23 protein-coding genes and 1 riboswitch are annotated in these 22,465 nt (G+C 60.3%); of the genes, 7 read left to right on the forward strand and 16 right to left on the reverse strand.

Annotation, left to right across the window (positions count from 1 at the left end; all coding sequences use genetic code 11):
* Nucleotides 1-101: 101 nt before the first annotated feature.
* From AB4N98_RS07930 to AB4N98_RS07955, 6 genes are all read right to left on the reverse strand, one after another.
* Nucleotides 102-746: an MBL fold metallo-hydrolase gene (locus AB4N98_RS07930; RefSeq protein ID WP_460149359.1), complete on the reverse strand. Its 645-nt coding sequence runs from the start codon at nucleotides 744-746 to the stop codon at nucleotides 102-104.
* A gap of 118 nt (nucleotides 747-864) precedes the next feature.
* Nucleotides 865-3,594, reverse strand: coding sequence for a LuxR C-terminal-related transcriptional regulator (locus AB4N98_RS07935; RefSeq protein WP_065877274.1), 2,730 nt, complete (start codon nucleotides 3,592-3,594; stop codon nucleotides 865-867).
* Between the two features lie 242 nt (nucleotides 3,595-3,836).
* Entirely contained in the window at nucleotides 3,837-5,201 is a 1,365-nt protein-coding gene (locus AB4N98_RS07940) for a DUF1329 domain-containing protein (RefSeq protein ID WP_017526165.1), read from the reverse strand.
* A 29-nt stretch (nucleotides 5,202-5,230) separates the two neighbouring features.
* Nucleotides 5,231-7,123 carry a DUF1302 domain-containing protein gene (locus AB4N98_RS07945; RefSeq protein ID WP_217855788.1) on the reverse strand — a complete coding sequence of 631 codons (1,893 nt, stop codon included), beginning with the start codon at nucleotides 7,121-7,123 and terminating at the stop codon, nucleotides 5,231-5,233.
* Nucleotides 7,124-7,454: 331 nt separating this feature from the next.
* A complete protein-coding gene (locus tag AB4N98_RS07950; protein WP_068937027.1) occupies nucleotides 7,455-9,137 on the reverse strand; it encodes a fatty acid--CoA ligase in 1,683 nt (560 codons plus the stop codon).
* Between the two features lie 266 nt (nucleotides 9,138-9,403).
* Nucleotides 9,404-10,036, reverse strand: a complete 633-nt coding sequence (locus tag AB4N98_RS07955) for a LysE family translocator (protein ID WP_017526162.1) — start codon at nucleotides 10,034-10,036, stop codon at nucleotides 9,404-9,406.
* Nucleotides 10,037-10,120: 84 nt separating this feature from the next.
* On the opposite strand from AB4N98_RS07955, the gene AB4N98_RS07960 reads away from it, so the two are divergent.
* From AB4N98_RS07960 to AB4N98_RS07970, 3 genes are all read left to right on the forward strand, one after another.
* Nucleotides 10,121-11,086, forward strand: a complete 966-nt coding sequence (locus AB4N98_RS07960; protein ID WP_460149360.1) for a 2-hydroxyacid dehydrogenase — start codon at nucleotides 10,121-10,123, stop codon at nucleotides 11,084-11,086.
* Nucleotides 11,087-11,116: 30 nt separating this feature from the next.
* Nucleotides 11,117-12,115 (forward strand): class I SAM-dependent methyltransferase, encoded by a 999-nt coding sequence (locus tag AB4N98_RS07965; RefSeq protein ID WP_017526160.1) that lies wholly within the window; start codon nucleotides 11,117-11,119, stop codon nucleotides 12,113-12,115.
* A gap of 50 nt (nucleotides 12,116-12,165) precedes the next feature.
* A riboswitch (yybP-ykoY riboswitch) is annotated at nucleotides 12,166-12,287 on the forward strand.
* Nucleotides 12,288-12,375: 88 nt separating this feature from the next.
* Nucleotides 12,376-12,960 carry a TMEM165/GDT1 family protein gene (locus tag AB4N98_RS07970; RefSeq protein WP_005784895.1) on the forward strand — a complete coding sequence of 195 codons (585 nt, stop codon included), beginning with the start codon at nucleotides 12,376-12,378 and terminating at the stop codon, nucleotides 12,958-12,960.
* A 73-nt stretch (nucleotides 12,961-13,033) separates the two neighbouring features.
* On the opposite strand, the gene AB4N98_RS07975 is transcribed toward AB4N98_RS07970, so the two are convergent.
* From AB4N98_RS07975 to AB4N98_RS07990, 4 genes are all read right to left on the reverse strand, one after another.
* Entirely contained in the window at nucleotides 13,034-13,852 is an 819-nt protein-coding gene (locus AB4N98_RS07975; RefSeq protein ID WP_017526159.1) for a M48 family metallopeptidase, read from the reverse strand.
* A gap of 126 nt (nucleotides 13,853-13,978) precedes the next feature.
* Nucleotides 13,979-14,599: an SOS response-associated peptidase gene (locus tag AB4N98_RS07980; protein WP_017526158.1), complete on the reverse strand. Its 621-nt coding sequence runs from the start codon at nucleotides 14,597-14,599 to the stop codon at nucleotides 13,979-13,981.
* Nucleotides 14,600-14,635: 36 nt separating this feature from the next.
* On the reverse strand, nucleotides 14,636-14,896 hold the full coding sequence (locus AB4N98_RS07985; protein ID WP_065877278.1) for a putative signal transducing protein: 261 nt from the start codon (nucleotides 14,894-14,896) through the stop codon (nucleotides 14,636-14,638).
* Nucleotides 14,897-14,907: 11 nt separating this feature from the next.
* Entirely contained in the window at nucleotides 14,908-15,090 is a 183-nt protein-coding gene (locus tag AB4N98_RS07990; protein WP_017526156.1) for a CPXCG motif-containing cysteine-rich protein, read from the reverse strand.
* 132 nt (nucleotides 15,091-15,222) lie between these two features.
* On the opposite strand from AB4N98_RS07990, the gene AB4N98_RS07995 reads away from it, so the two are divergent.
* Nucleotides 15,223-16,386: a 1-acyl-sn-glycerol-3-phosphate acyltransferase gene (locus AB4N98_RS07995; protein WP_026067128.1), complete on the forward strand. Its 1,164-nt coding sequence runs from the start codon at nucleotides 15,223-15,225 to the stop codon at nucleotides 16,384-16,386.
* Between the two features lie 61 nt (nucleotides 16,387-16,447).
* Here the strand turns inward: AB4N98_RS07995 and AB4N98_RS08000 are convergent, their stop codons facing one another.
* Nucleotides 16,448-16,705: a hypothetical protein gene (locus AB4N98_RS08000; protein ID WP_017526154.1), complete on the reverse strand. Its 258-nt coding sequence runs from the start codon at nucleotides 16,703-16,705 to the stop codon at nucleotides 16,448-16,450.
* A gap of 183 nt (nucleotides 16,706-16,888) precedes the next feature.
* On the opposite strand from AB4N98_RS08000, the gene AB4N98_RS08005 reads away from it, so the two are divergent.
* Nucleotides 16,889-17,098: a hypothetical protein gene (locus AB4N98_RS08005; protein WP_017526153.1), complete on the forward strand. Its 210-nt coding sequence runs from the start codon at nucleotides 16,889-16,891 to the stop codon at nucleotides 17,096-17,098.
* A 56-nt stretch (nucleotides 17,099-17,154) separates the two neighbouring features.
* On the opposite strand, the gene AB4N98_RS08010 is transcribed toward AB4N98_RS08005, so the two are convergent.
* On the reverse strand, nucleotides 17,155-17,742 hold the full coding sequence (locus tag AB4N98_RS08010) for a YajG family lipoprotein (RefSeq protein WP_017526152.1): 588 nt from the start codon (nucleotides 17,740-17,742) through the stop codon (nucleotides 17,155-17,157).
* A gap of 182 nt (nucleotides 17,743-17,924) precedes the next feature.
* Between AB4N98_RS08010 and AB4N98_RS08015 the strand changes: the two genes are divergently transcribed.
* Nucleotides 17,925-18,158: a hypothetical protein gene (locus AB4N98_RS08015; RefSeq protein WP_017526151.1), complete on the forward strand. Its 234-nt coding sequence runs from the start codon at nucleotides 17,925-17,927 to the stop codon at nucleotides 18,156-18,158.
* Nucleotides 18,159-18,885: 727 nt separating this feature from the next.
* Entirely contained in the window at nucleotides 18,886-20,394 is a 1,509-nt protein-coding gene (gene mqo / locus AB4N98_RS08020) for a malate dehydrogenase (quinone) (RefSeq protein ID WP_135196380.1), read from the forward strand.
* Nucleotides 20,395-20,450: 56 nt separating this feature from the next.
* Here mqo and AB4N98_RS08025 read toward each other — a convergent pair whose 3' ends face one another.
* The 4 genes from AB4N98_RS08025 to AB4N98_RS08040 form a co-directional block, all read right to left on the reverse strand.
* Entirely contained in the window at nucleotides 20,451-20,738 is a 288-nt protein-coding gene (locus AB4N98_RS08025; RefSeq protein WP_017526149.1) for a PA4642 family protein, read from the reverse strand.
* A 108-nt stretch (nucleotides 20,739-20,846) separates the two neighbouring features.
* On the reverse strand, nucleotides 20,847-21,332 hold the full coding sequence (locus AB4N98_RS08030) for a hypothetical protein (RefSeq protein WP_116078449.1): 486 nt from the start codon (nucleotides 21,330-21,332) through the stop codon (nucleotides 20,847-20,849).
* A 35-nt stretch (nucleotides 21,333-21,367) separates the two neighbouring features.
* Complete coding sequence (locus AB4N98_RS08035) at nucleotides 21,368-21,835, reverse strand: WbuC family cupin fold metalloprotein (RefSeq protein ID WP_017526147.1); 468 nt, start codon at nucleotides 21,833-21,835, stop codon at nucleotides 21,368-21,370.
* Between the two features lie 3 nt (nucleotides 21,836-21,838).
* Complete coding sequence (locus tag AB4N98_RS08040) at nucleotides 21,839-22,396, reverse strand: hypoxanthine-guanine phosphoribosyltransferase (RefSeq protein ID WP_017526146.1); 558 nt, start codon at nucleotides 22,394-22,396, stop codon at nucleotides 21,839-21,841.
* Between the last annotated feature and the right edge of the window lie 69 nt (nucleotides 22,397-22,465).

Genomic DNA, 22,465 nt, shown 5'->3' on the forward strand with positions numbered 1-22,465 from the left:
CCGAGCCGTAACAAAAGATTCGGCCTGCTGCTGTGAAACCGTAGCAGACGCAGGCTGAACACAACCTGCGGTTTTGCTACAACAGGTTGCTCGCTTGCCCATCACGCTCGCACAAACGGGTTCTCGCGCATTTCATCACCCAGCCGCGTATCGGGCCCATGCCCCGCTACCACCGTGGCGCCCTCATCCAGCGTGTAGAGGCGCTGCTTGATCGAGCGCACGAGGGTCGCCTGGTCCCCGCCCCACAAATCCGTACGCCCTACGCCACGTCGAAACAACGTATCTCCGGCAATCAGTAACTTGGCATCGGCAAACCAGAAGCTCATCGATCCTGGCGTGTGGCCCGGAGTGTGCAACGCTACGCCGCAGCCGCAGGCCAACTCTTCATCGTGGTCCAGCCAGCGATCCGGAGACGGTACTGGCGTGTAAGGCACGCGAAACATCTGACACTGCATTTCCAGGTTGTCCCACAGGAACTGATCGTCCTTGTGCAGGTGCAAGGTGGCGCCGGTCTTCTCTTTCAACTGGCCCGAGGCCAGGAAGTGATCCAGGTGGGCATGGGTATGGATGATGCTCACCACCTTCAAACCCAGCGCATCCAGGCGCGCCAGGATCAATTCCGGATTGCCGCCCGGGTCGACCACGATGGCTTTTTTGGTGAGGGCGTCGCCGATGATGGTGCAGTTGCACTGCAAAGGGCCGACGGGGAAGGTTTCGCGGATGAGGGATGGTGTTGCGGTTTCCATGAACGGACCTCTAGTGCACATCAAATGCGGTGTTCGGGCGGCTATCGCCAGAATAATTGCACTATTAAACCAGAGTAGGTGGGCGCTTCGCGGCCCCCGGTGAGCAAGCGGTCAGGCGTTAACCAATCAACCTCAACTCCTGCGCCCGCGCAACCGCCTGGGTGCGTCGCTCCACGCCAAGTTTGCTGTTGATATGGCTGGCGTGGGTCTTGACCGTGTGCAGGGAGATAAACAACCGGTTGCTGATCTCCTGGTTGGAGCAACCTTGGGCGATGAGTTGCAGGACTGCCAGTTCACGCACGCTCAGGGTTTCGTGATTGGACACTGTTTCGGCTATTACGGCCGCCGGCAACAGTGCCGACAGGCTCTGGCTCAGTAAGCCGTGCGGGTCTTTGCCCAACTGCTCGCGCATCCAGTCCGGGTAGCTGTCCAGCAAGCGCTGGAAGGGTTGCAATGCCCCGCCTGCGCCCGTTTCAAGCGCCCGGGCCAACACCGGCCGTGCCTTGAGTTCCTGGCCGCCATCGAGCAGCAACTGCGCCTGTTGGGTAAGCGCCATCAGGGCAATCATCAGGCGCCCGCTGTCATGGGCCCGCTGTGCCAGTGCAGCGAGCCGTTGCAATGCCGCGTCGGGTTGATGGCGGACGGCATCGAGCGCGGCTTGTTGCAGGCCGATATGTTGCGGCAGGTGCGGATGAAACTCCGGCGCGGCGGCGGCCTGCTCACCGTTATAGGTCTGCCCCAGTCGGGTCAGCCAGGCGTCGGCCAGGTCGGTGCGGCCCTGGGCCAGCCACAGTTCGCATTTGATCAGGGTGATCATCGCCAGGTAGTAGATCGGCGGCACATCCCAAATGTGCATCAAGCGCTCCGCCTCGGCCAGTTCGGCGAAGGCCTTGGCAAAGTCACCACGGCGCCCTTCGAAGCTGGCGATCACGCAATGGCCGATCAGCACGCTGATGTCGCGACAGGCACGCGCTTCGGCCAGGCCTGCGCGAAGATGGCTGATGCCGGCGTCGGGCTGGTTGCGTAACAACAGCAAGTACCCTTCGTACAACGACAGGCGCGCGCGCACCGCGTACAAGCGTTGCGGCGCCAGGCCCTGCAAACGTTGCAGGCCCTGGCGCACCTCATCGAGGGCACGCAGGATCTCGCCGCGCGCCTGCAGGACACGCGCACGGTCATAGTGGGCCAGGGCCTCGAACAGCGGGTTGCCGACCCGCTGCGCCAGCTCCAAGGATTCACGGTTCAAGCCGCGGGCGCGCCACAGATCGCCATCGGCGATGGCCAGGTTGGACAGCGTCGACAGGCACACCAGGCGCTGGCCGTACCGCCGCTGCGGCAAGCTTTCCAGGGCCTCGCTGCAATAGCGCTGGGTCAACTCACGATCACCTCGGCCCCGCGCGATAATTCCGCTCAGCGCCAGCCACTGGGCCAGCATCGACTTTTGTGCGGTGGCCGACGGCGCCGGCAGGAAGCGGCTGAGGTAGCCGGACAACTCTTCCGCCGCATCCAACTGGCAGGCCAGCCCCAATGCCCAGCTGTACAGCACGATCAGACGCGGCGTGCTGATCAGCAGGCTGTCGGGCAGGTCCATTTTCCAGCGCAGCAGCATGCCCACATTCTGTTCGGCCAGCAGCTGTTCCTCGGACAGGTTCTGCACCAGGTTCGCCGCCACATCGAGGTGGCCGGCGCGCAACGCCTGCTCCACCGCCTCGTCGATCAGGCCTTGGCCATTGAACCAACGACACGCGCGCAGGTGCAGGCTGGCGGCGGGTAATAGGTTGTTGCTTGCGCGTCGGGTGCGCAGCAGGTCGGAGAATAAGTGGTGATAACGGTACCAGTGCCCCTGCTCGTCCAGAGGCACCAAAAACACTTGATGGGCTTGTAGATAACGCAGGATTTCCGCGCTGTCGTGGGCTTCGCGCACGGCATCGCACAGCTCGCTGCAAAAGCGCTCCTGGGGCGCGGTGTCGAACAGGAACGCCTGCACTTCGGCGGGCAGGCAGTCGATCACTTCTTCGAGCAGGTAGTCGCGGATCAGCCCTTCCCCACCGTGCAGGCTTTGCGGCAACGCGCCTTCGTTGCCGGCTTCGGACGCGGCCAGCAACCAGAAACGCAGGCCGGCCACCCAACCCTCGCTGCGGCGGATCAGGTTGTCGAGGGCCTCGCCCTTCAGGGAACTGCTGTGGCGGTCCAGCACCGCCAGGGATTCGGCATGGGTCAGACGCAGGTCTTGTTCGTGCAGCTCCAGCAAGTGCCGTGACAGACGCAAGCGCGCCAGGTGCCAGTCAGGGCGCTGGCGACTGGTCACCAGTACCAGCAGGCCGTCAGGCAAATGGTTGAGGAAAAATTGCAGGCAGCGATCCAGCACCGGGCCCTGGGCCAGATGGTAGTCATCCAGCACCAGCAACAGCGGCGCGCGAGTAGACAGGTGAACGGCCAGCTCATCAAGCAAGCCGTCAAGCCACTCTTCAAAGGCAAACGGTTGGTGCCGCTGGCGCATTTTCAACAGGCCCAGGGAATGGCTGCCCAGTTGCGGGAAGTACTGCTGCAAGCCTTCAAGCAGGCGCTCAAGAAACCGGCCCGGGTCGTTGTCTCGCGGGCTCAGGCCCAGCCACAGGCTTTGCCAGTGCGCCGGCAGGCTCTGGCAGAACTCTACGGCCAACGAACTCTTGCCGAACCCGGCCGGTGCGCTGACCAGCAACAGTCGCCCTTGCAGACCGGCGCTCAGCCGCTCGCACAGCCGCGGTCGCGGCACGTAGCCGTCGGGCAGCGGAGGCCTGTAGAAGCGACCTTCCAGGGTTGGGATCACCGCACTGGGAGGCCCTTGGATTCGGGACAGATCAGTCATCGCCGGGCTCTTGTAGAAGGCTGTTGTCGGCATTGCAGATGTCCGCAGACTAGCGGTAAAAGCCGCTGCTTTGTAGATCTTTGCAACATTTGCCTGAAAAAGAACTGAGACAAAAAATATCGCAACAAACAAAAAGTGGGAGGGGGCGTGCTCCCGATAAAGGTGGATCAGTCAATGTCTATGCTGACTGTCACACCGCTATCGGGAGCAAGCCCCCTCCCACATTGGGTTACCGCTGCTGCTTAGCGAACACCATCCTGGCGCAGGGCCGCTGGGGTAAAGTCGCTGGTGGTGGCGGTGAAGCCGAAGTCATACGCCTGCTTCTCTTCGTTCTTCATGCCCAGGGCCAGGTAGCGGCCGGACTGCAGGTCGTAGAGGGTTTCCAGGGCGTACCACGGCACTTGCTTGTCGTAGTAGTTCTCGCCATGGGCTTCGGCGACGCGCCACAGTTGGCCACGACCATCGTAGTGATCGATCACCGCGGCTTGCCAGGTGTCTTCGTCGATGTAGAAGTCACGCTTGGCATAGATGTGACGCTGGCCTTCCTTCAAGGTGGCGACCACATGCCAGACGCGGCGCAGTTCGTAGCGCGTGAGGTCCTGGTTGATGTGGCCGGCCTTGATGATGTCGGCGTACTTGAGCTTGGGATCGTCGATCTTGTAGCTGTTGGAGGCGATGTAGATTTCCTTCTTGCCTTCCAGTTTCCAGTCGTAGCGATCCGGCGCACCGTTGTACATGTCGAGGTTGTCGGAGGTGCGCAGGCCGTCGGCGGCGGTACCCGGGCCGTCATAGGACACTTGCGGTGCCCGGCGCACACGGCGCTGGCCGGCGTTGTAGACCCACGCCGAACGCGGCTCCTTCACTTGGTCCAGGGTTTCATGCACCAGCAGCACACCACCGGCCAGACGTGCCGGCGCCGTCACTTGCTGCTTGAAGTAGAACAGGATGTTGCCCGGATTTTTCGGGTCGAAATCCTTCATCTTGTCGCGGAACACGAACTGATCGCGGAAGTACACCAGGCTGTAGGAACCGTTGGTTTGCGGCGTAGCCTGGGTGACCAGGCGCGTCACGCTGCCGCCGCGATAACGGGTGATGTGGTTCCAGATGACTTCCACACCGCTTTTTGGGATCGGGAACGGCACGGCGGTTTCAAAGTTTTCCAGGCCGTTGCCGCCGGACACCAGGTTGGTGGTGGTGGCGTTCTTCTTGATGGAGGCGAACACCTCCGCCGGCACCGTGGCACCGCGATGGGTCGGGTAGACCGGCATCTTGAAGGTCTCCGGGTAACGCTTGAACATCGCGTACTGCCCCGGCGCCAGCTTGTCCTTGTACTGCTCGACGTTCTGCGCGGTGATGGTGAATTGCGGTTGCTCACTGGCGTACGGGTTGGCGAGGAAACCTTTGGCATCCACAGCGCCGGCGTTGGTCGGCATCGGCGACCATTTCGGGATGGTGCCGGCCGCGTTACCGGCCATTTCCGCGCCCATCGGCGTCAGGGTCGTGCCCAGCTTGGCGGCTTCATCCGCCGACACTGCCGCCATGACATTGCTCGCCAGGATCGACAGCCCAAGCACACCCACGTGCAACAGACTTTTGGTTATTTTCATGTTCTTGTTCTTCCTGAAATGCAGTGTGCTTAGAAGTTCACGCCAACGCTGAGGGCGACGAAGTCTCGATCATCAACAGTGCTGTAATCACCGCCAAAAAAGTTGGTGTAGTTCAGGCTGGCGGTGTAGGTGTTCTGGTATTCGGCGTCCAGACCGAGGCTGACGGCTTTTCGACCTTCTTCGAAGTTAGCACCAGGGCCTGGCGAGTAACCTTTGACGTCGTGGGACCACGCCACGCTTGGCTTGAGATTCACACCTGCGAAGACATCCGGGTATTCCCAGATCGCACGACCGCGATAACCCCAGGAGGTAGCAGTGGTGAAGCCGTCATTGTTGCAATTCTCGGAAAGATTGCTGGCATCGGCGCCGGGCCCTGCACCACCGATGGTTCCCGTGTTAAGAATTGCCGAGCAGGTATTACGTCCTAAAGTGGCTGGCAATGCACCCGGACCAAACACCGGGTCACGACCGTAACGTGCATCAGACTTGCTCTCCAGCCCACCCACATGAGTGATACCCACCTCACCTACCAGGGTCAAACGGCTCGCGCCCATCACCTGATCAAAGAAATGCGTCAGTGTGGTCTGGAATTGAGTGATTTCCTTGCGACGGTAGCCATTCAAGTCTTGACCCTTCGCACCGCGAAGCGGGGAAGCATTTTGATAAAGACCGCCCAAATCTCTCACACCCGCGTAGAGAATGTCGGTTGTATTGAGTTGCACCGGTGCATTAGGGCGGTAGCTGATTTCACCGCTCCAGGCCGTCCCTGTAGGCAAAGTGGTGGAGAAGCTCAACCCATAGAGACGGATATCTTCAGGGTACTCAATGAAATACTTGGAGTTACCCGCAATGAACACTGGCGCCAGGGAGCCAAAAGCGGGAGCCACTGTGTAGGCCGATGCAGGAGCGGCGGTTGCGCTGAAGATCGGTGCGCGACTGTGATAATTCATGAAGTAGGCACCGAACTCGGTGTCCAGCGGTTCAAAGTTGTAGTGCATGGCCACACCAAACTGGCCACTATCACGCGCGTCACGATCACCGCCACGCCGCACCAACGTACCCTCTTCGTTGATGTTCAGACCCCGCGCGTCGAACTGTGCCAACGCGCCACGGCCTGGAGCAGTGGCTGCAATGGTCGAACGCTTGGCGAGCAGGCGCAAATTGTCGCTGCAACCATCCGAAACTACGTCCGGCTGCGAAAAGAATGTCCCACAGTTATCTGTAACAGTCTGATCCCACTCCAACTGATAAAACGCCTCGGCCGACAAGTTATCGGTCAAGGTCTGCGACACATAGAACATGTTGACCGGAATCAGGCCTTCCTTGATCTCGGCCCCCGGACGACGGAACGCGGACACATCGATAGGGTTGACAGAGTTGATGCCGCCGCCGATGAAGGTACTTTCCCCCCAACTGACAACCTGCTTGCCAAAGCGCACCGACCCAGGCTGATCGGCAATTGCATAGTTGTGATAAACGAATGCATCAAGAATTTGGCCGCCGGATGACTTGGCCCCCTCTTTGCGGTTGCTGTCGCTGATGTCTTTGAACTGACGACTCTCGTCTTTCAACTCAAAGTCATACCAATACTTGCCACGCACAAACACACCGGTATCGCCGTACTTCAGTTCCAGATCATGAATGCCCTTGAAGATCTTCGAGAACGTCTCACCACGTTTGAAATTCAGGTGACCGTCGTCGGAGGTTTGGGACAAGCCCGAGCCACCATTGTTGACGCCAATCAGATCTTTGTTGGGTTTAGCCGTGCCCCAACTCGCCCCCACAGAAAGCGACGAGTCAAAGCTCCCTTCGATTTCACCGATATTGAAACTGACGCCGAATGCAGGCCCGGCGAGCGTAGAGGCGAGGCTGACGGCCAGGGGCAATCTTGCCCGGCGCCAGAACTGGTTTACTGAGGTCATCGACGCTACTCCATGTGCATTATTGTTATGGCAGTGAGTTCTTTCTGTGATGCTTGTATCGGCCGGAATACAACGATTCCAATGCCGCCCGGCAACTGAACCTCCATGGCCCGAAGCGACGCATCCTTGAAAAACCCATGGTGGGACTATAGCCAGCAGGGGGTACCGCTTGATCCCTCTAAAGTGTGATTTGCATCACCGACCCGTCTGCCACAGTCCTTTCGCCATGCCGGCGAAGGCCGACGCGGAGAGGATGGCTGAAAATCCGTAAATCACAAGTGAAGGCGCAAGATAGAGCATTGCCGTGCCCGAACGGGCACGGCGAAGGGCGTCAGAGGGTGGACAGGAAGGTGCTGTTGTTGGCCTGCCATTCAATGATGTCAATGCGGATACGTTTTTTGTCGAGCTTGCCGACGCTGGTCTTGGGAATTTCCGTAACAACGGCGATCTGGCTCGGAATCGCCCACTTGCTCAAATGGCCCAATTCCACAAAAGGCTTGAGGTGCTCCTTGAGCTCGCGGGCCCCTATCATATGGCCATCACGCACCACCAACAGCGCAAACGGGCGCTCGCCCCACTGCGGATCGGCGATGCCCACCACCGCTACTTCGCGTACCGCCGGGTGACGGCTGACCAGGTCCTCAAGAGCCAGCGAGGAAATCCACTCGCCACCGGTCTTGATGACATCCTTGATGCGGTCGCGGATATCGATCACCCCGAACGCATCCAGCGTGGCCACGTCTCCGGTGTGCATCCAACCACCGGCCCACAGCTCGGCGCCCTTTTGCGGCTCGTTGTAATAGCCTTCGGTCAGCCACGGCGCGCGCAGCACCAACTCGCCCTGGGACTCACCGTCGGCGGGCAGGAAGTTACCGTCGCCATCCATGATCGCCGCTTCCACCAGCGGCCCCGGCACCCCCGCCTTGATACGGTAAGTGATGCGCTCGTCTTCGCCGCCGGCCAGCAGTTCTTCGTTGAGATGGGCACAGGACACCAGCGGCCCGGTCTCGGACATGCCGTACGCGGCGGTCAGCTGGATACCACGGGCCTTGGACGCTTCATACAGCGTACGGTTGAGCGCGCTGCCGCCGATGACGATTTTCCAGCCCCCGAAATCCACGCCTTGGGCAGCCTTGGCATTGAGCACCATTTGCAGGATGGTCGGCACGCAGTGAGAGAAGGTGACCTTTTCTTTGCGCCACAGCTCCACCAGGTATTCCGGGTCGTAGCGGCCAGGGTAAACCTGCTTGAGGCCGAGCATGGTCGCCACATACGGCAAGCCCCAGGCATGTACGTGAAACATCGGCGTGATCGGCATGTACACGTCGTTGGTGCCCAGCAGGCGCACGCTGTCGACGCTGCCCATAATGGTCGCCACACCGATGGTGTGCAGCACCAATTGACGATGGGTGAAGTACACCCCTTTGGGGTTGCCGGTGGTGCCGGTGGTGTAGAAGGTGGTGGCGACGGAATGCTCGTCAAAGTCCTGGAAGTCGTAGTGAGGGCTGGCGGCGGCCAGCAGCGTTTCGTACTCGCCCACCAGGCTGGGCAACTCGGCGGTTTTGGACTCCCCGTCGGTGAGCAGCAGGGTCTTGTCAACCGTAGTCAGTTGCCCGGCAATCGCCTGGTAAAGCCCCACGAACTCACTGTTGACCAGTACGAAACGGTCCTCGGCATGGTTCATGGTGTAGAGAATCTGTTCCGGCGACAGACGCACGTTAATGGTGTGGATCACCGCGCCGATCATCGGGATGGCGAACATGCATTCCAGGTAGCGATGGCTGTCCCAGTCCATCACCGCCACGGTATCACCGGCCTTGACCCCGGCCTCGGTCAGCACATTGGCCAGGCGCGCAACCCGCTCCATCAGCGTCGGGTAGGTGTAACGCAGTTTGTCGCGATAGACGATTTCCCGGGTTTTTTCGTAGCGGGCGCCGGACATCAGCAAACGCTTGATCAACAGCGGGTACTGGTAGGCACCTTCGGCGGGGGGGATAACACGGGTCTGCAACATACGAATCCCTTTTATGACTGCACGGTCTTGGCTGAACGATCTGCACTGTAGAGCGCTTATGTTTCAGCCAAATCAGCCAAAGGAATGATTTGCAGAGCCCGGCAAATACTAGCTTTGCGCCACCATCCTGGACTCACAAAGATCAATGTGGGAGGGGGCTTGCCCCCGATGGCGGCGTTTCAGGCAAATGTTTATCAACTGATCCACCGCTATCGGGGGCAAGCCCCCTTCCACATTTTGACCGTGCCTACTTGAGCGAGCAGCGGTTATTTCATGCTGGTAAAGGCCAGCTTCACGCCGATGGCGATCAACACCGCGCCCATGGTGCGATCGAACCAGTGGCCCATTCGCGCAAAGCCCGCACGCACGCGCTGCTGGCTGAACAACATGGCTACCATGCAAAACCACAACGCCGTCGCCACCGCCAGGTACACACCGTAACCCGCCTGCACCGCGAGCGGCGTGTGCGGGTTGATGACCACGGTGAACAGCGACAGAAAGAACAACGTCGCCTTGGGGTTCAGGCCGTTGGTCACAAAGCCCGCGGTAAACGCGCCGCGTGGGGTGCGTTCGCCCGCTTCACGATGTAACTCGCCCTCGGCGGCGGGCTTGGCCGGTTGCGCGCGCAGGGCCTTGAAACCGATGTACAGCAAGTACGCCGCCGCAGCCCATTTCAATGCATTGAACAGCACGATGGACTGGGACACGATCAAGCCGATGCCGAGCAACGAATACCCCACGTGCAGAAAAATCGCCGAGCCCACGCCCAGCGCCGTCCAGGTGCCGGCGCGACGGCCATGGGTCACGCTTTCACGCACCACCACGGCGAAATCCGGGCCGGGGCTGGCCACCGCCAGGAGGTGAATCAGGGCCACGGTCAAAAACTCGGCGAGGTACATACGCACTCCATTAAGTAACGGATTATTTCATCTGATAGGCTCGGGAGATTACGCCTTCGAACCCTGCCGCAAAAGGTACAGTTGATGACGAACAATCGCCGCGCCGTCTTCCTTGATCACCCGTCCCTGGACCTTGGGGACCTGGATCTGAGCCGCTTACGCAACTGCTTCAGTGACCTGCAGTTGTTCTCGGATACCACGCCGACGAATGTGATTGAGCGCCTGCAAGGCGTCGAGGTGGTCATCAGCAACAAAATCGCCTTGAACACCGAAACCCTCGCGGCTTGCCCGGCGCTCAAGCTAATCCTGGTGTCGGCCACCGGCACCAATAACGTCGACCTGCAAGCGGCCCGCGCCCACGGCATCACCGTGAGCAATTGCCAGGGTTACGGCACGCCGTCGGTGGCGCAGCATACGATTATGCTGCTGCTTAACCTAGCGACGCGCCTGAAGGACTATCAACGGGATGTGGCCGCCGGCAAGTGGCAGGAAGCCAAGCAGTTCTGCCTGCTGGGCCATCCTATCGTCGAACTGGAAGGCAAGACCCTTGGTCTGCTGGGCCACGGTGAGCTGGGCAGTGCCGTGGCGCGCCTGGCCGAAGCTTTTGGCATGCGCGTGCTGCTCGGCGCCATCCCAGGGCGCCCCGCCCGCGCAGATCGCGTGCCGTTGGATGAGTTGCTCCCCCAAGTCGACGCCCTCACGTTGCACTGCCCGCTCAACGAGCACACCCGCGGCTTTATCGGCGCCCGTGAACTGGCACTGCTCAAGCCGGGCGCGTTGGTGGTCAATACGGCGCGCGGTGGTTTGATCAACGAACAGGCCCTGGCTGAGGCCTTGCGCAGCGGTCATCTGGGTGGCGCGGCCACCGACGTACTGAGCGTGGAGCCGCCGGTCGACGGCAACCCGTTGCTGGCCGCTGACATTCCACGGCTGATCGTCACCCCCCACAACGCCTGGGGCAGTCGCGAAGCACGACAGCGCATCGTCGGCCAACTGACGGAAAACGCCTTGGGCTTTTTCAGCGGCGCCCCGCTGCGCGTCGTCAGTTGATAAACTGCGCCCCTTTTCAAGGAGCAGACCATGGATCCGCGCAGTGAAGTACTGCTTCGTCAGGCCGAACTTTTTCAAGGCAATTTGCTGTTGGTGGGTTTGCCCGCCGACGACCTGCTGGGACGACTGCCCAATGCCCACGGCTGGTGCTGGCACGCCGGTGACCAGGCGGCGCTCGACGCACGGTTCCCCGAGCGCAGCCAGTTTGGCGTGAATGTGCCAGAGCGTGAGTTCGATGCAGCGGTGATCTTCCTGCCCAAATCCAAGGACCTCACCGATTACCTGCTGAACGCCGTGGCCGCGCGCCTACCCGGCGCCGAGCTGTTTCTGGTCGGAGAGAAAAAAAGCGGTATTGAAAGCGCCGCCAAACAGATGATCCCCTTGGGCAAGCCGCGCAAGCTCGACAACGCGCGGCATTGCCAGCTGTGGCAAATCACCGTGGCCAACGCACCACAAGCGGTGGCGCTGGAGAGTCTGGCGCAAGTCTTTGAAGTGCCGCTGGCCGAAGGTCCACTCAATGTCGTGAGCTTGCCGGGTGTGTTCAGCCATGGCCGCCTGGACCGTGGCACCGAGCTGTTGCTGGAGCACTTGGACAAACTGCCGAGTGGCCACCTGCTGGACTTCGGTTGCGGCGCCGGCGTGCTGGGGGCTGCGGTGAAACGCCGTTACCCGCACAACAGCGTGACGATGCTGGACGTAGACGCCTTCGCGGCTGCCAGCAGCCGCCTGACCCTGGCGGCCAACGGCCTGGAAGCCGAGGTGCTGACCGGCGATGGCATCGACGCCGCGCCGATGGGGTTGAATGCGATTCTGAGCAACCCACCGTTCCATGTCGGGGTACACACCGATTATTTCGCCACCGAGAACCTGCTGCGAAAAGCAGCCAAACACCTGGCAAAAGGCGGTGAACTTCGGCTGGTCGCCAACAGTTTCCTCAAGTACCAGCCGCTGATCGAAGAGCACTTGGGCGTGTGTGCGATCAAGGCCGAGGGCAATGGTTTTCGCATCTACCGCGCCAAGCGCGGCTGACAGGCGTTTGAAAAAGAAGGCTTGCCGAATAGGTTTTGCCTAGGCAGAATCCGCTCCGTCCTAGGGGAGTAGTCTCCCACGAGCCTCACGCTCGTCCGGCATACGTCAACATACTTGGTCAGCAGACCATGGCGTATGCGACCCAGGAGTCCGCACAGACGGACCGGGGTTTGACAAGACCTATGGCACGCACACCTTACCCGGGGCGGGAAGGCTGTACGTGTCATAGCCGTGTCGACCCGCCCCTGGAAACCTACCTGATGCTGGATTCACTCCTCGTTCCAACTGCAATCGTTGCCTTGGCCGAAATCGGCGACAAGACGCAACTGCTCGCACTCATTCTCGCCGCTCGCTTCCGCAAGCCCTGGCCGATCATCGCCGGCATCGTTGCCGCGACCCTGGCCAACCATGCGGCCGCCGGTGCCGTGGGCGCCTGGTTTGGCAGTTTCTTCTCGGATGCGGTGTTGCACTGGATCCTTGCGGCGAGCTTCTGCGCGACCGCCCTGTGGACCCTGGTGCCCGACAAGCTCGACGACGACGAAGCCAGCACCACACGCAAGTTCGGGCCGTTCCTGACCACACTGATTGCATTTTTCCTGGCAGAAATAGGTGACAAGACGCAGATCGCCACGGTGATGCTGGCGGCGCAATACCCTGAGCTGTGGCTGGTCATCATCGGTACCACCCTGGGTATGTTGATTGCCAACGTACCGGTGGTTCTGGCGGGGAATTTCGCGGCGGAAAAATTGCCGTTGACGTTGATTCGTCGATTGGCGGCAACGGCGTTCTTCGTGCTGGCGATTGTGGCGGTGTACAAAGCCATGCAAAGCAGTGGCTGGATCTAAGGCGCTAAGCCTGCAAACCCAAACCAATGTGGGAGGGTGTAGAACCCTCCCACATTTAGGTCTTCATCAAGCCTTAGGACTTCTTGGCCTGTTGGTAGAGCGGCATCACCTTCGGAATCGCCGCCTGCAGCGACGCAATCCGGCTGTCGGACGCAGGGTGCGTACTCATGAACTCCGGCGGCGCACCTTCCGATGCCTTGGCCATTTTGTTCCACAGCGTGATGGCCGCGTTCGGGTTGTAGCCGGCGCGGGCCGATAGCTCCAGACCGATCAGGTCGGCTTCGTTTTCATTGCTGCGGCTGTTGGGCAAGGTCATGCCATAGTTGGCCACGGTGTCGGCCAGTGCCAGGCTGTCCTGGCCCAGGCCGAACAACGCACCGGCGCCCTGCTTGGCCATCTCGATACCGTAGGCCTTGGACATGGCTTCGCGACCGTGTTCACGCAAGGCGTGGGCGATTTCATGGCCCATCACCGCAGCCAGCTCGTCATCGGTGAGTTTGAGATTGTCGATCAGCGCGCTGTAAACCAGAATCTTGCCGCCAGGCCCGCAGTTGGCGTTCATCTCATCGCTCTTGATCAGGTTGACTTCCCAGTTCCACTGGGCGGCATCCGCACGGAAGGTCGGCGCCTGGGCGATCAAGCGTTTGGCGATGGCCTGCACGCGCTTGGCGTTGGCGCTGGTCTTGTCCAAAACCCCTTTGCCACTGGCTTCACCCAGGGTCTGCTGATAGGACTGGGCATACATCTGGTCAACTTCCTGACTCGACAGCATGCTGAACATGTATTGCTTGCGCTCAACTCCAACGGCGCCGCCGCTGGTGGTATTGACCGACTGACACCCAGCCAGCAGCATCGCCGCAGCCAGTACGCTTACCGCCACTGTTTTTTTCATCAACACTCTCTCCCTGAAAAAACGCCCTTGAAACATGGCGCGTATCGTAGGCGCTCATTTGTATCCACGCCAGATACACCAGACGTGTAGCTGCAAATTTTCAGATACATCCCACAGTCGCCAGGCTTAAGCCGGCGTCAGGCACTCCGGCCCATTGAGCTTGGGATCGTTGACCATATTGGCCAGGACGCGCTCGCGCAATGCGACCGGTTCACTGGCCAACAGGCCTTGCAGCACATGCAGCGGCGTCTCGGGGTCGAGCCAGGCCGCCTGCCCCGCCACATCCAGAATCAGTGGTCGACGCTGGCTCTGCGCGGCCTGGGTGACCACTGCCGTGCTCAGCCACACCTGCTCCTGCACCGGATAGGCTTCCCAGATCGCGGCAAAAAACAATGTGGAACCCTCCCCCGGTGTCAGCCAGTACGGGCGCTTGCGCTGGGTGCCACGCCACTCGTAGAAACCATTGGCCGGTAGCAGGCAGCGCCGCTGACGGAACGCCTCGCGGAACATCGGTTGTTCGGCCAGGGTTTCGGCGCGGGCATGGGCCGGGGTGCGGGAAAGGTCGGTGAGCCAGGGTGGCGTCAGGCCCCAGCGGGCGCGGGCCAGGGTGCGCTGGCCGTCGGCGGCGCGCTGGATCAGCACGGAATCATTCGGGGAGATGTTCCACTGGGCTTGCTGGTCGGCCGGAAAGCCCGGCAAGGCAGCAAAGGAAGGGTTCCAGCGAAACAGGGCATAACGTCCACACATGGGGCAACACGACTCTTGGGTAAACCGACCGACAGCCTAACAGACCAGCACGTCGGGGAAGCTGTCGGGTTCATCGCCGGGCAAGGGCTGCGCACCGATATAGGCAGTGATCAGCTCGCGGGCATCGGCGGCGCGGTCATTATCGACTTCCAGACCCAGCAAGCCGAAGATCGGCAATTCGCCGGTGCCGCCGAGCAAATGACGCCCCACCAGGTGCGCCTCGATGCCCTCGCTGGCGAGCATCTTTTGCAACAGCTCGCCCTCCATCAGGTTTTCCGGTTCGTAGATTCGCTGCATGGGCGTACCTGCTATTCGTTTTCACTGCGGGTGTCGAGCATCCACTCGTCACCATGCACCTGCAGGTCGAAAATAATCGGGCGGCAGCACACCTGACAGTCTTCGATATAACACTGATCTGCGCCCGACAAGTCCACCGTCGTCTCGACCTTTTCACCGCAATAAGGACAATCGTACGTCGCAGTTTCCAGCATCGCAGTCTCCCAAGTGACTTGTGCGTATAATCGCCGGTCTATTTACAGGGCTATTTTCGGCCTGGCCCATTACCTGGTCCGCACCCTGGTTTTTCCTTTACTTACCCTAGCCGTTTCTAACAAGAGAGCATGATGGGCGAATTCGATACCATCCGACCTTATAACGACAGCGAAGTCCCGGCAGTGCTGGACCGGCTGTTCAGTGACAAGGCCTTTCTGGACATCCTGACCCACTTCCGCTTCCCGCGCTTCGCCGGCCCCCTGGGCTGGTTGCTCAAGCCGATGATCGCTCGCAAGCTGCGCCGTGAATTCGCCGGGGTCACCACCGTGGCCACGCTGCAGGACAAAGTCGAGTATTACGTCGACCACACCATCGACCGGGCGACCGACGGCGTGACCTACACTGGCGTCGAGCAGCTCAAGTCCGGCAGCGCCTACCTGTTTTTGGCCAACCACCGCGATATCGTGATGGACCCGGCCTTCGTCAACTACGCCGTGTATCACGCTGGCCTGCCGACGCCACGCATCGCCATTGGTGACAACCTGCTGCAAAAGCCCTTCGTCAGCGACCTGATGCGCCTGAACAAGAGCTTTATCGTGCACCGTTCAATCACTGGGCGAAAGGAGAAGATGGCGGCGTTCAACCTATTGTCGGCCTACATCAATCATTCGATCCGCAACGACTGCCAGTCGATCTGGATAGCCCAGGCAGAAGGCCGGGCCAAGGATGGGGATGATCGCACCGAATCGGCGATCCTCAAGATGTTTCACGTCAGCCGCAAGGACGAGCCGTTTGCCGAAGTGATCCAGTCGCTGAACCTGACGCCGGTGTCCATCAGCTACGAATACGACCCGTGTGATTCGGCCAAGGCGCGCGAGTTGTACATCCGCGCAACCACGGGCACTTATGTAAAAGCGCAGGGCGAGGATGACGTCAGCATTGCCCTGGGCATCACCGGCTATAAAGGCCGCGTCCATATCAACTTCGCACCTCCGATTACCGAGCGTTTCGAAGACACCAAAGTACTGGCCGTGGAGATGGACCGGCAGATTCTGGGCGGTTATCGGTTGTTCCCGGTGCACTATCTGGCCTACGCCCAGTGGAGCGACGCCGACCCGCAATTGCAGGTACCAAAGGCCGCCGAGCTGTTCCCCGCAGATGAACTGGCCAAGGCGCAAGCGGAATGGGACCGACGCTTGAACGAGTGCCCCGCTGAGCACCGGCCCTACCTGGTGGTGCAGTACGCGACACCTGTGCGCAACCAGTACCGCGTTAAAGCCGGCATTCCCCTGTAAACGCCGAGCTTGAAAATGTGGGAGGGGGCTTGCTCCCTCCCACATTTGGTTTGCGCTGCGTTTATAGGTGGGTGCTGAGCCAGGAGATGCTCAGCGCCAGCCCCATACACACAAAACCGACTCGATAAGCCACACGGTGCGCCCGCTCGGTGCGCACATCCAGAAACAGCATGGGTTGGTCGATCGTGCGCTTCTCACTTTGCGCGGTCAGGTCAGCCATCGCGCGTTGCTCGCGCAGTCGGGTAATGAACAGGAGCGCTGCGCCGGGGCAGGCCACCGCTAAAGCGAGAGCATTGATCAATAGTGCGGGCAGGGCCATCGCAAACCTCAGCGAAACAGTGACTGGGTATCAGCCCAGCTACAAACCTGGACGATAGTGGCCTCCAGCGCCGAAAACGCTCCATCCCCCATGAACGGTTAATGTATCCAGTAATTTACAGCGTCACCTGAACGTCACCTTAACAAGCCACTCTGTTGCCCTTCGAACGTTCGGGAGCTTGTCATGTTGCACGCACACAACCAGGATCGGCTGTATCTGATGGCCCAAAGCGACGAGCAGGAGGCGCTGGTCGGCAGCCTGGCGTTCAACGTGCAGGACCGCCACTGGCTGGTGTATTGCGCCCTTGGCGGACATCAACATGCCGACCTGCCGGAAGCCGACCTGTTGACGGGGGTAAGCATGCTGGACTTCCGTATCGACACAGCCGCATGAAACTCAAGACATAAAAAAACCGGGCTCAACCAAGCCCGGTTTTTTTTGCGAAACGGTTATTGCGCGCTGAGCAACTGGCCGATGCTCGGGTCTTTGAACAGGCGGGTCAACGCGTCACTGAGGACGTCGCTGACCAGCTTGGTGTTGGTTTCCTGGTTGGGCGACATGCCGAAGCGCTGGTTGAGCGACGCACCATAGCGACCACTGTAGCGACGGGTGCCGGCGGTGACGTCGGACTTGAACGTAGCGCCGATGGCGGCTTCAGTCACGTACAGGCCTTCTTTGGGCGACTGATACTTCAGCTCCGCCAGGGTGATGGTCAACTGGGGAGCGCCCGGGGCGTTGGGGCTCGGGGTGAAGCCCAACAGGCGCACGGCCGCTTCAGCCTGAGCCTGCAGCTTGGGCAGCACGTCCTGGCCGGTGACCGAAATCAGCGCGGTCTCCGGGTACAGGCCGCCGCGCGAACCGAGCGTAGGCGACGGGCGACCATCCACTACACGCACCGACACCGGCTGGCCATGGCCTACCGGCGCCAGCTGGGTGGTGAGCTTAGGTTGCGGGCTGAGTTGTTGCGGGCTGTTGGCGCAGCCAACCAAAGTCAAACTGGTCACAGTGATCAAACCGAACAACAGGCGTTGCAACATACTCATTTCTCCAGGACTAGGTGCAAACAGGCGGGCAGTATAACGGTGTGCGCAGGGCACCCACCAGTCATCCTGAACAGCACCTGAAACCACGGCGAAATTACAATTTCGCATAAATCCGTCATTTCAATGTCATGGCAGACTGGCAACCTTCAAGCATGTAACGCAACCGGTACAAAACCATGCGCCTTCTCAAATCGCTGTTCATGTCACACACCCGTCATCGCCAGTTCGCCTTGCTCGACGCCAAGGGCCATTGCCTGGCATTCAAGCAGTGCAGCCTGCCGCCTGTCGGCGAAGGCTGGGTGGAAGTGACCGAGACCCGGCTATGCTGGATGCACCGCCCGCTGCCGGCCAGCGCCCGGGTTCGCCCAGCGGTGATACACGCACAACCGCGCCAAGCGTTGGCCTCCTGACCACAACTCGAATAAAAGTCATAAAACACGTCCATTTCCCTGACGTTCTTCGCTACAATCTCCCCCCGATTATAAGGACGTCTCCTGATCGGGCCTCGCAGCAACGTTAATGCCTCGGTATTAACCTCAAGAATCGCCCACAGAGAGCCGCCCACACAGATCGAGTGAAGCTGGCGCGCTTGCTGTTTCCTTTGCAAACCACCCGCCTTTACCGAATCTGCCAGAGCTGCCATTGCGCTCGGCCACTTGAGTTGTTTGCCCGTTTTGCCGCATGTCGGCAAAAGTACCGCGGGCCAGGTGCCAGGCTGAGGCAGCCCTTTTTTGAGGTTCACGTCTTCAAAAGAGCGTGAAAAAACGGGTTTTCACAACTTCACAAGAGTGTGGCGAGCAAATGAATAGTTTGGCGTTTGTACAAGCACCATCAGCGTCTGGAACAGCCCAACCACACAGGATTGAGTACTCCTCGACAACGGGAGCTTGAGCCTGTCCGCTACGGATTGATTGCACCCATCGCACGCTTTGACCATAAGTCGAATTGCCACAGGCGCCCATGAATGCGTTCATAGGCGGATTAGGCAGGCAGGAAGCGTGCGCTGAAGTTGCAAAGAATTGCGAAACGGACATGGCGATCCTGGCCATGGGTAACCTGGGGCATCACGTGAACCGCCCCGTCACTCCTGGCAGCCATGCCGTCAATTTGGTGCTGCAGATTTTGGAGACGCGTTAAATGGCGCATAACGAAGCAGTCGACGTAGTTCTGGTAGGGGCCGGCATCATGAGTGCCACCCTGGCCGTTCTGCTCAAAGAGCTCGACCCCGGCCTCAAGCTGGAAGTCGTTGAGCTGATGGACTCGGGTGCAGCGGAGAGTTCCAACCCGTGGAACAACGCCGGTACCGGCCACGCCGGGCTGTGCGAGCTGAACTACACCCCGCAGGCCGCCGATGGTTCCATCGACATCAAGAAAGCCATCCACATCAACACCCAGTTTGAGGTGTCGAAGCAGTTCTGGGCGTACCTGACCAAAAAGGGCACCTTTGGCTCGTCCAAGTCCTTTATCAGCCCCGTGCCGCACCTGAGCTTCGTGCAGGGCGAAAAAGGCGTGTCGTTCCTCAAGAAGCGCTTTGAAACCCTCAGCCAGCACCACGCGTTTTCGGATATGCACTACACCGAAGACCGTAGCGAGATGGCCGAGTGGATGCCGCTGATGATGCCGGGGCGTCCGCTCGACGAAAAAATCGCCGCTACCCGTGTGACGAACGGCACCGACGTCAACTTCGGCGCCCTGACCAACCAGTTGCTCGGCCACCTGACCAGCTCGCCGGACGCTCAGGTCAAGTACAGCAAGCGCGTCACCGGCCTCAAGCGCAACGGTGCCGGCTGGACCGTGAGCATCAAGGACGTCAACAGCGGCAATAGCCGTGAAGTGGACGCCAAATTCGTGTTCCTTGGCGCCGGCGGCGCGGCGCTGCCCCTGCTGCAAGCCTCGGGCATCGAAGAGAGCAAAGGCTTCGGCGGCTTCCCGGTCAGCGGCCAGTGGCTGCGTTGCGACAACCCCGAAGTGGTCAAGCACCACCAGGCCAAGGTCTACAGCCAGGCCGCCGTGGGCTCGCCGCCGATGTCCGTGCCGCACCTGGATACCCGCGTGGTGGACGGCAAGAAGTCGTTGCTGTTCGGGCCATACGCCGGTTTCACCACCAAGTTCCTCAAGCACGGTTCGTTCCTCGACCTGCCGATGTCGATTCGCGCCGGCAATATCGGCCCGATGCTGGCCGTGGCCCGCGACAACATGGACCTGACCAAGTACCTGGTCAGCGAAGTTCGCCAATCCATGGAGCAACGCCTGGAATCCCTGCGCCGCTTCTACCCGCAGGCGAAAGCCGAAGACTGGCGCCTGGAAGTGGCCGGCCAACGGGTACAGATCATCAAGAAAGACCCGAAGAAAGGCGGCGTGCTGCAATTCGGCACCGAGCTGGTTGCCGCCAAGGACGGTTCGCTGGCCGCTCTGTTGGGCGCATCCCCAGGCGCTTCGGTGACCGTGTCGATCATGCTGGAACTGATCGAGCGTTGCTTCCCGGCCAAAGCCGCCGGCGAGTGGGCGACCAAGCTGCAGGAGATTTTCCCGGCTCGGGAAAAGGTACTGGAGACGGATGCCGAGCTGTATCGCAAGATCAACACGCAAAACAACATCAGCCTGGAACTGGTTGAGCAAAGCAACGAGGCCGAAAGCTACGCTTAAGGCATTGCCAAGCCATAAAAAAACGCCCCTCGGGGCGTTTTTTTTCGCTCGGCGAATCAGTCGCGGGCGTTATCGATCAGCTCGATGTATTCGGCGGCGTTGCGCTGGTCCTTGATCAGATCAACAAATGTCTGGCCATGCTCATCCTTGCCATCCAGATCCAGGCCGGCCGCCTTGAAAAAACCCAGGAACCGCTCGAAGTCGTCGATACGCAGGCCACGGTAGGCCTTGATCAGCTTGTGCAGGGACGGTGAAGTCGCGTCGACCGGCTCGAAGTCCAGGAATAACTTGATCTGGTCGTCGCCAATCTCGTCACCAATCACCTGTTTCTTATCTTTACGCATTACCGACTCCAGCCTGCAGACATTACACGGGGTTTGAAGTCTACCTGCGGCGTGCAAGCTTCGAAAGCGCTGGAGACCCCTCCCACATTTGGATATTCAGCGTTTTTGCTATTGGGTACGGACCGCCCCGGTGTGCAAATCCGCCCAGATATGCCCATTGGCATAACTGAGGAACTGCACATATACCGTGTCATTGCGCAGCAGGTCGATGATCACGCGGTATTGGGCAACGGGATAAGACAGCGTCAGGGTCTTGGTCTTATCGTCGAACACCGGCTTTTTCAGGCTTTTGCTTTCGGCATCGAAGTTGAGCACTACCTGGGCAATGGTCGCGCCTTTATTCAGGGACTTGCCTTTGAGGCGGATCATCAGCGGCGAGGTCACCGGGATCGGTTGCTGGTTGGACTGGCGCTGATTGCCCACCACCACCGCGTACTCGGTGACTTGCAGCAACTGTTGCTGGTCAGGCGTTTCGGTGCGAAGGGTGAGGTCATCGGGCGGCAGGAATTGGCCGTGCATCGGGGCCGGGGCAGCGGCCAGAGGCAAACTGAGGGTCAGCGCCAGGGCGGCGCAGGTGCGAATCAACAGGCTCATGGGCCGCTCCGTGCGAGATAGCCCAGCACTGTAGCTCAATCGAACTGGGCAAGCATCCAGCGTTGATAGGCGAGCACATCGGCGTCGCCTTCACGCGGCGCCCAATCGGCCAGCTCCCCCACGCCTATCGGACGATAAGGCCCGGCCTTGCATTCGAACATGACCGTGTCGGGTTCCAGCACCACCAGGCCGTGGAAAACACCGGGCGGCAGATCAACGCCGGAGCACTCGCCGCCCGCCTGCATTACACGCTTGGCGATGACCTCCCCGGCGTCATTGAACACCAGCAACCCCAGGCGCCCCTGAAGCACCAGCAAGGTTTCCGCCTTGTCGGCGCTCAAGTGTCGATGGGGTGGCACGTACGTGTCCGGTTGCAGGCCCACGGCCAGGCGATGACACGGCTCTTGCATTTGGTGGAAGTTATGGTGATGCCGCCCGCGAGGGCTGGCGCCCGCTTTCTCGGCCAGTTCGGCAAATAGCGTCTGATCAAGAAAACGGGTCATGGCTTACATCCCTTTGACGGCGTAGATCCCATTGGCATTGCGCCAGTAGCCTTTGTAGTCCATGCCGTAACCAAAGATGTAGCGGTCGATGCACGGCAGGCCGACGTAATCGGCTTTCAGGTCCGGACGGGCTTTGCGATCGTGGTCTTTGTCGATCAGCACGGCGGTGTGCACTTTACGTGCGCCGGCGTGTTTGCAGAAGTCGATGATCGCTCCCAGGGTGTGACCTTCGTCGAGGATGTCGTCGATGATGAGTACGTCGCGGTCGATGAACGAGACTTCCGGCTTGGCTTTCCAGAACAGGTCGCCGCCGGTGGTTTCGTTGCGGTAGCGGGTGGCGTGCAGGTAGGACGCTTCCAATGGAAATTGCAGGTGAGTGAGCAATTTGCCGGCGAAGATCAAGCCGCCGTTCATCACGCAGAAAACCACCGGATTGGTGTCGGCCATTTCGCGGCTGATGTGTGCGCCGACCTTGGCGATCGCCTCTTCGACTTGCGCTTCAGTGTACAGGCAGTCAGCCTCGCGCATGATTTGACGGATATGCTCGAGATCAGCGGACATGGCGCTCTCCAAGGGGTGCTGTGGCAAGAAAAGCGGGCGAAGGTACGCTTCTCGTGCGCTCCGAGCAAG

This window comes from Pseudomonas sp. S3_E10 (genome assembly GCF_054667615.1).

Coding starts and splice junctions, on each gene's coding strand:
- AB4N98_RS08005 (WP_017526153.1), top strand. CDS start 16,889: ATGTTGCACGCACACAACCAGGATCGGCTGTATCTGATGGCCCAAAGC.
- AB4N98_RS07985 (WP_065877278.1), bottom strand. CDS start 14,896: ATGCAGCGAATCTACGAACCGGAAAACCTGATGGAGGGCGAGCTGTTG.
- AB4N98_RS07935 (WP_065877274.1), bottom strand. CDS start 3,594: ATGACTGATCTGTCCCGAATCCAAGGGCCTCCCAGTGCGGTGATCCCA.
- AB4N98_RS07955 (WP_017526162.1), bottom strand. CDS start 10,036: ATGTACCTCGCCGAGTTTTTGACCGTGGCCCTGATTCACCTCCTGGCG.
- AB4N98_RS07930 (WP_460149359.1), bottom strand. CDS start 746: ATGGAAACCGCAACACCATCCCTCATCCGCGAAACCTTCCCCGTCGGC.
- AB4N98_RS08000 (WP_017526154.1), bottom strand. CDS start 16,705: ATGGCCCTGCCCGCACTATTGATCAATGCTCTCGCTTTAGCGGTGGCC.
- AB4N98_RS07975 (WP_017526159.1), bottom strand. CDS start 13,852: ATGAAAAAAACAGTGGCGGTAAGCGTACTGGCTGCGGCGATGCTGCTG.
- AB4N98_RS08030 (WP_116078449.1), bottom strand. CDS start 21,332: ATGAGCCTGTTGATTCGCACCTGCGCCGCCCTGGCGCTGACCCTCAGT.
- AB4N98_RS07980 (WP_017526158.1), bottom strand. CDS start 14,599: ATGTGTGGACGTTATGCCCTGTTTCGCTGGAACCCTTCCTTTGCTGCC.
- AB4N98_RS07960 (WP_460149360.1), top strand. CDS start 10,121: ATGACGAACAATCGCCGCGCCGTCTTCCTTGATCACCCGTCCCTGGAC.
- AB4N98_RS08015 (WP_017526151.1), top strand. CDS start 17,925: ATGCGCCTTCTCAAATCGCTGTTCATGTCACACACCCGTCATCGCCAG.
- AB4N98_RS07970 (WP_005784895.1), top strand. CDS start 12,376: ATGCTGGATTCACTCCTCGTTCCAACTGCAATCGTTGCCTTGGCCGAA.
- AB4N98_RS08010 (WP_017526152.1), bottom strand. CDS start 17,742: ATGTTGCAACGCCTGTTGTTCGGTTTGATCACTGTGACCAGTTTGACT.
- AB4N98_RS07995 (WP_026067128.1), top strand. CDS start 15,223: ATGGGCGAATTCGATACCATCCGACCTTATAACGACAGCGAAGTCCCG.
- AB4N98_RS08035 (WP_017526147.1), bottom strand. CDS start 21,835: ATGACCCGTTTTCTTGATCAGACGCTATTTGCCGAACTGGCCGAGAAA.
- AB4N98_RS08025 (WP_017526149.1), bottom strand. CDS start 20,738: ATGCGTAAAGATAAGAAACAGGTGATTGGTGACGAGATTGGCGACGAC.
- AB4N98_RS07940 (WP_017526165.1), bottom strand. CDS start 5,201: ATGAAAATAACCAAAAGTCTGTTGCACGTGGGTGTGCTTGGGCTGTCG.
- AB4N98_RS07945 (WP_217855788.1), bottom strand. CDS start 7,123: ATGACCTCAGTAAACCAGTTCTGGCGCCGGGCAAGATTGCCCCTGGCC.
- AB4N98_RS07950 (WP_068937027.1), bottom strand. CDS start 9,137: ATGTTGCAGACCCGTGTTATCCCCCCCGCCGAAGGTGCCTACCAGTAC.
- AB4N98_RS07990 (WP_017526156.1), bottom strand. CDS start 15,090: ATGCTGGAAACTGCGACGTACGATTGTCCTTATTGCGGTGAAAAGGTC.
- AB4N98_RS07965 (WP_017526160.1), top strand. CDS start 11,117: ATGGATCCGCGCAGTGAAGTACTGCTTCGTCAGGCCGAACTTTTTCAA.
- AB4N98_RS08040 (WP_017526146.1), bottom strand. CDS start 22,396: ATGTCCGCTGATCTCGAGCATATCCGTCAAATCATGCGCGAGGCTGAC.
- mqo (WP_135196380.1), top strand. CDS start 18,886: ATGGCGCATAACGAAGCAGTCGACGTAGTTCTGGTAGGGGCCGGCATC.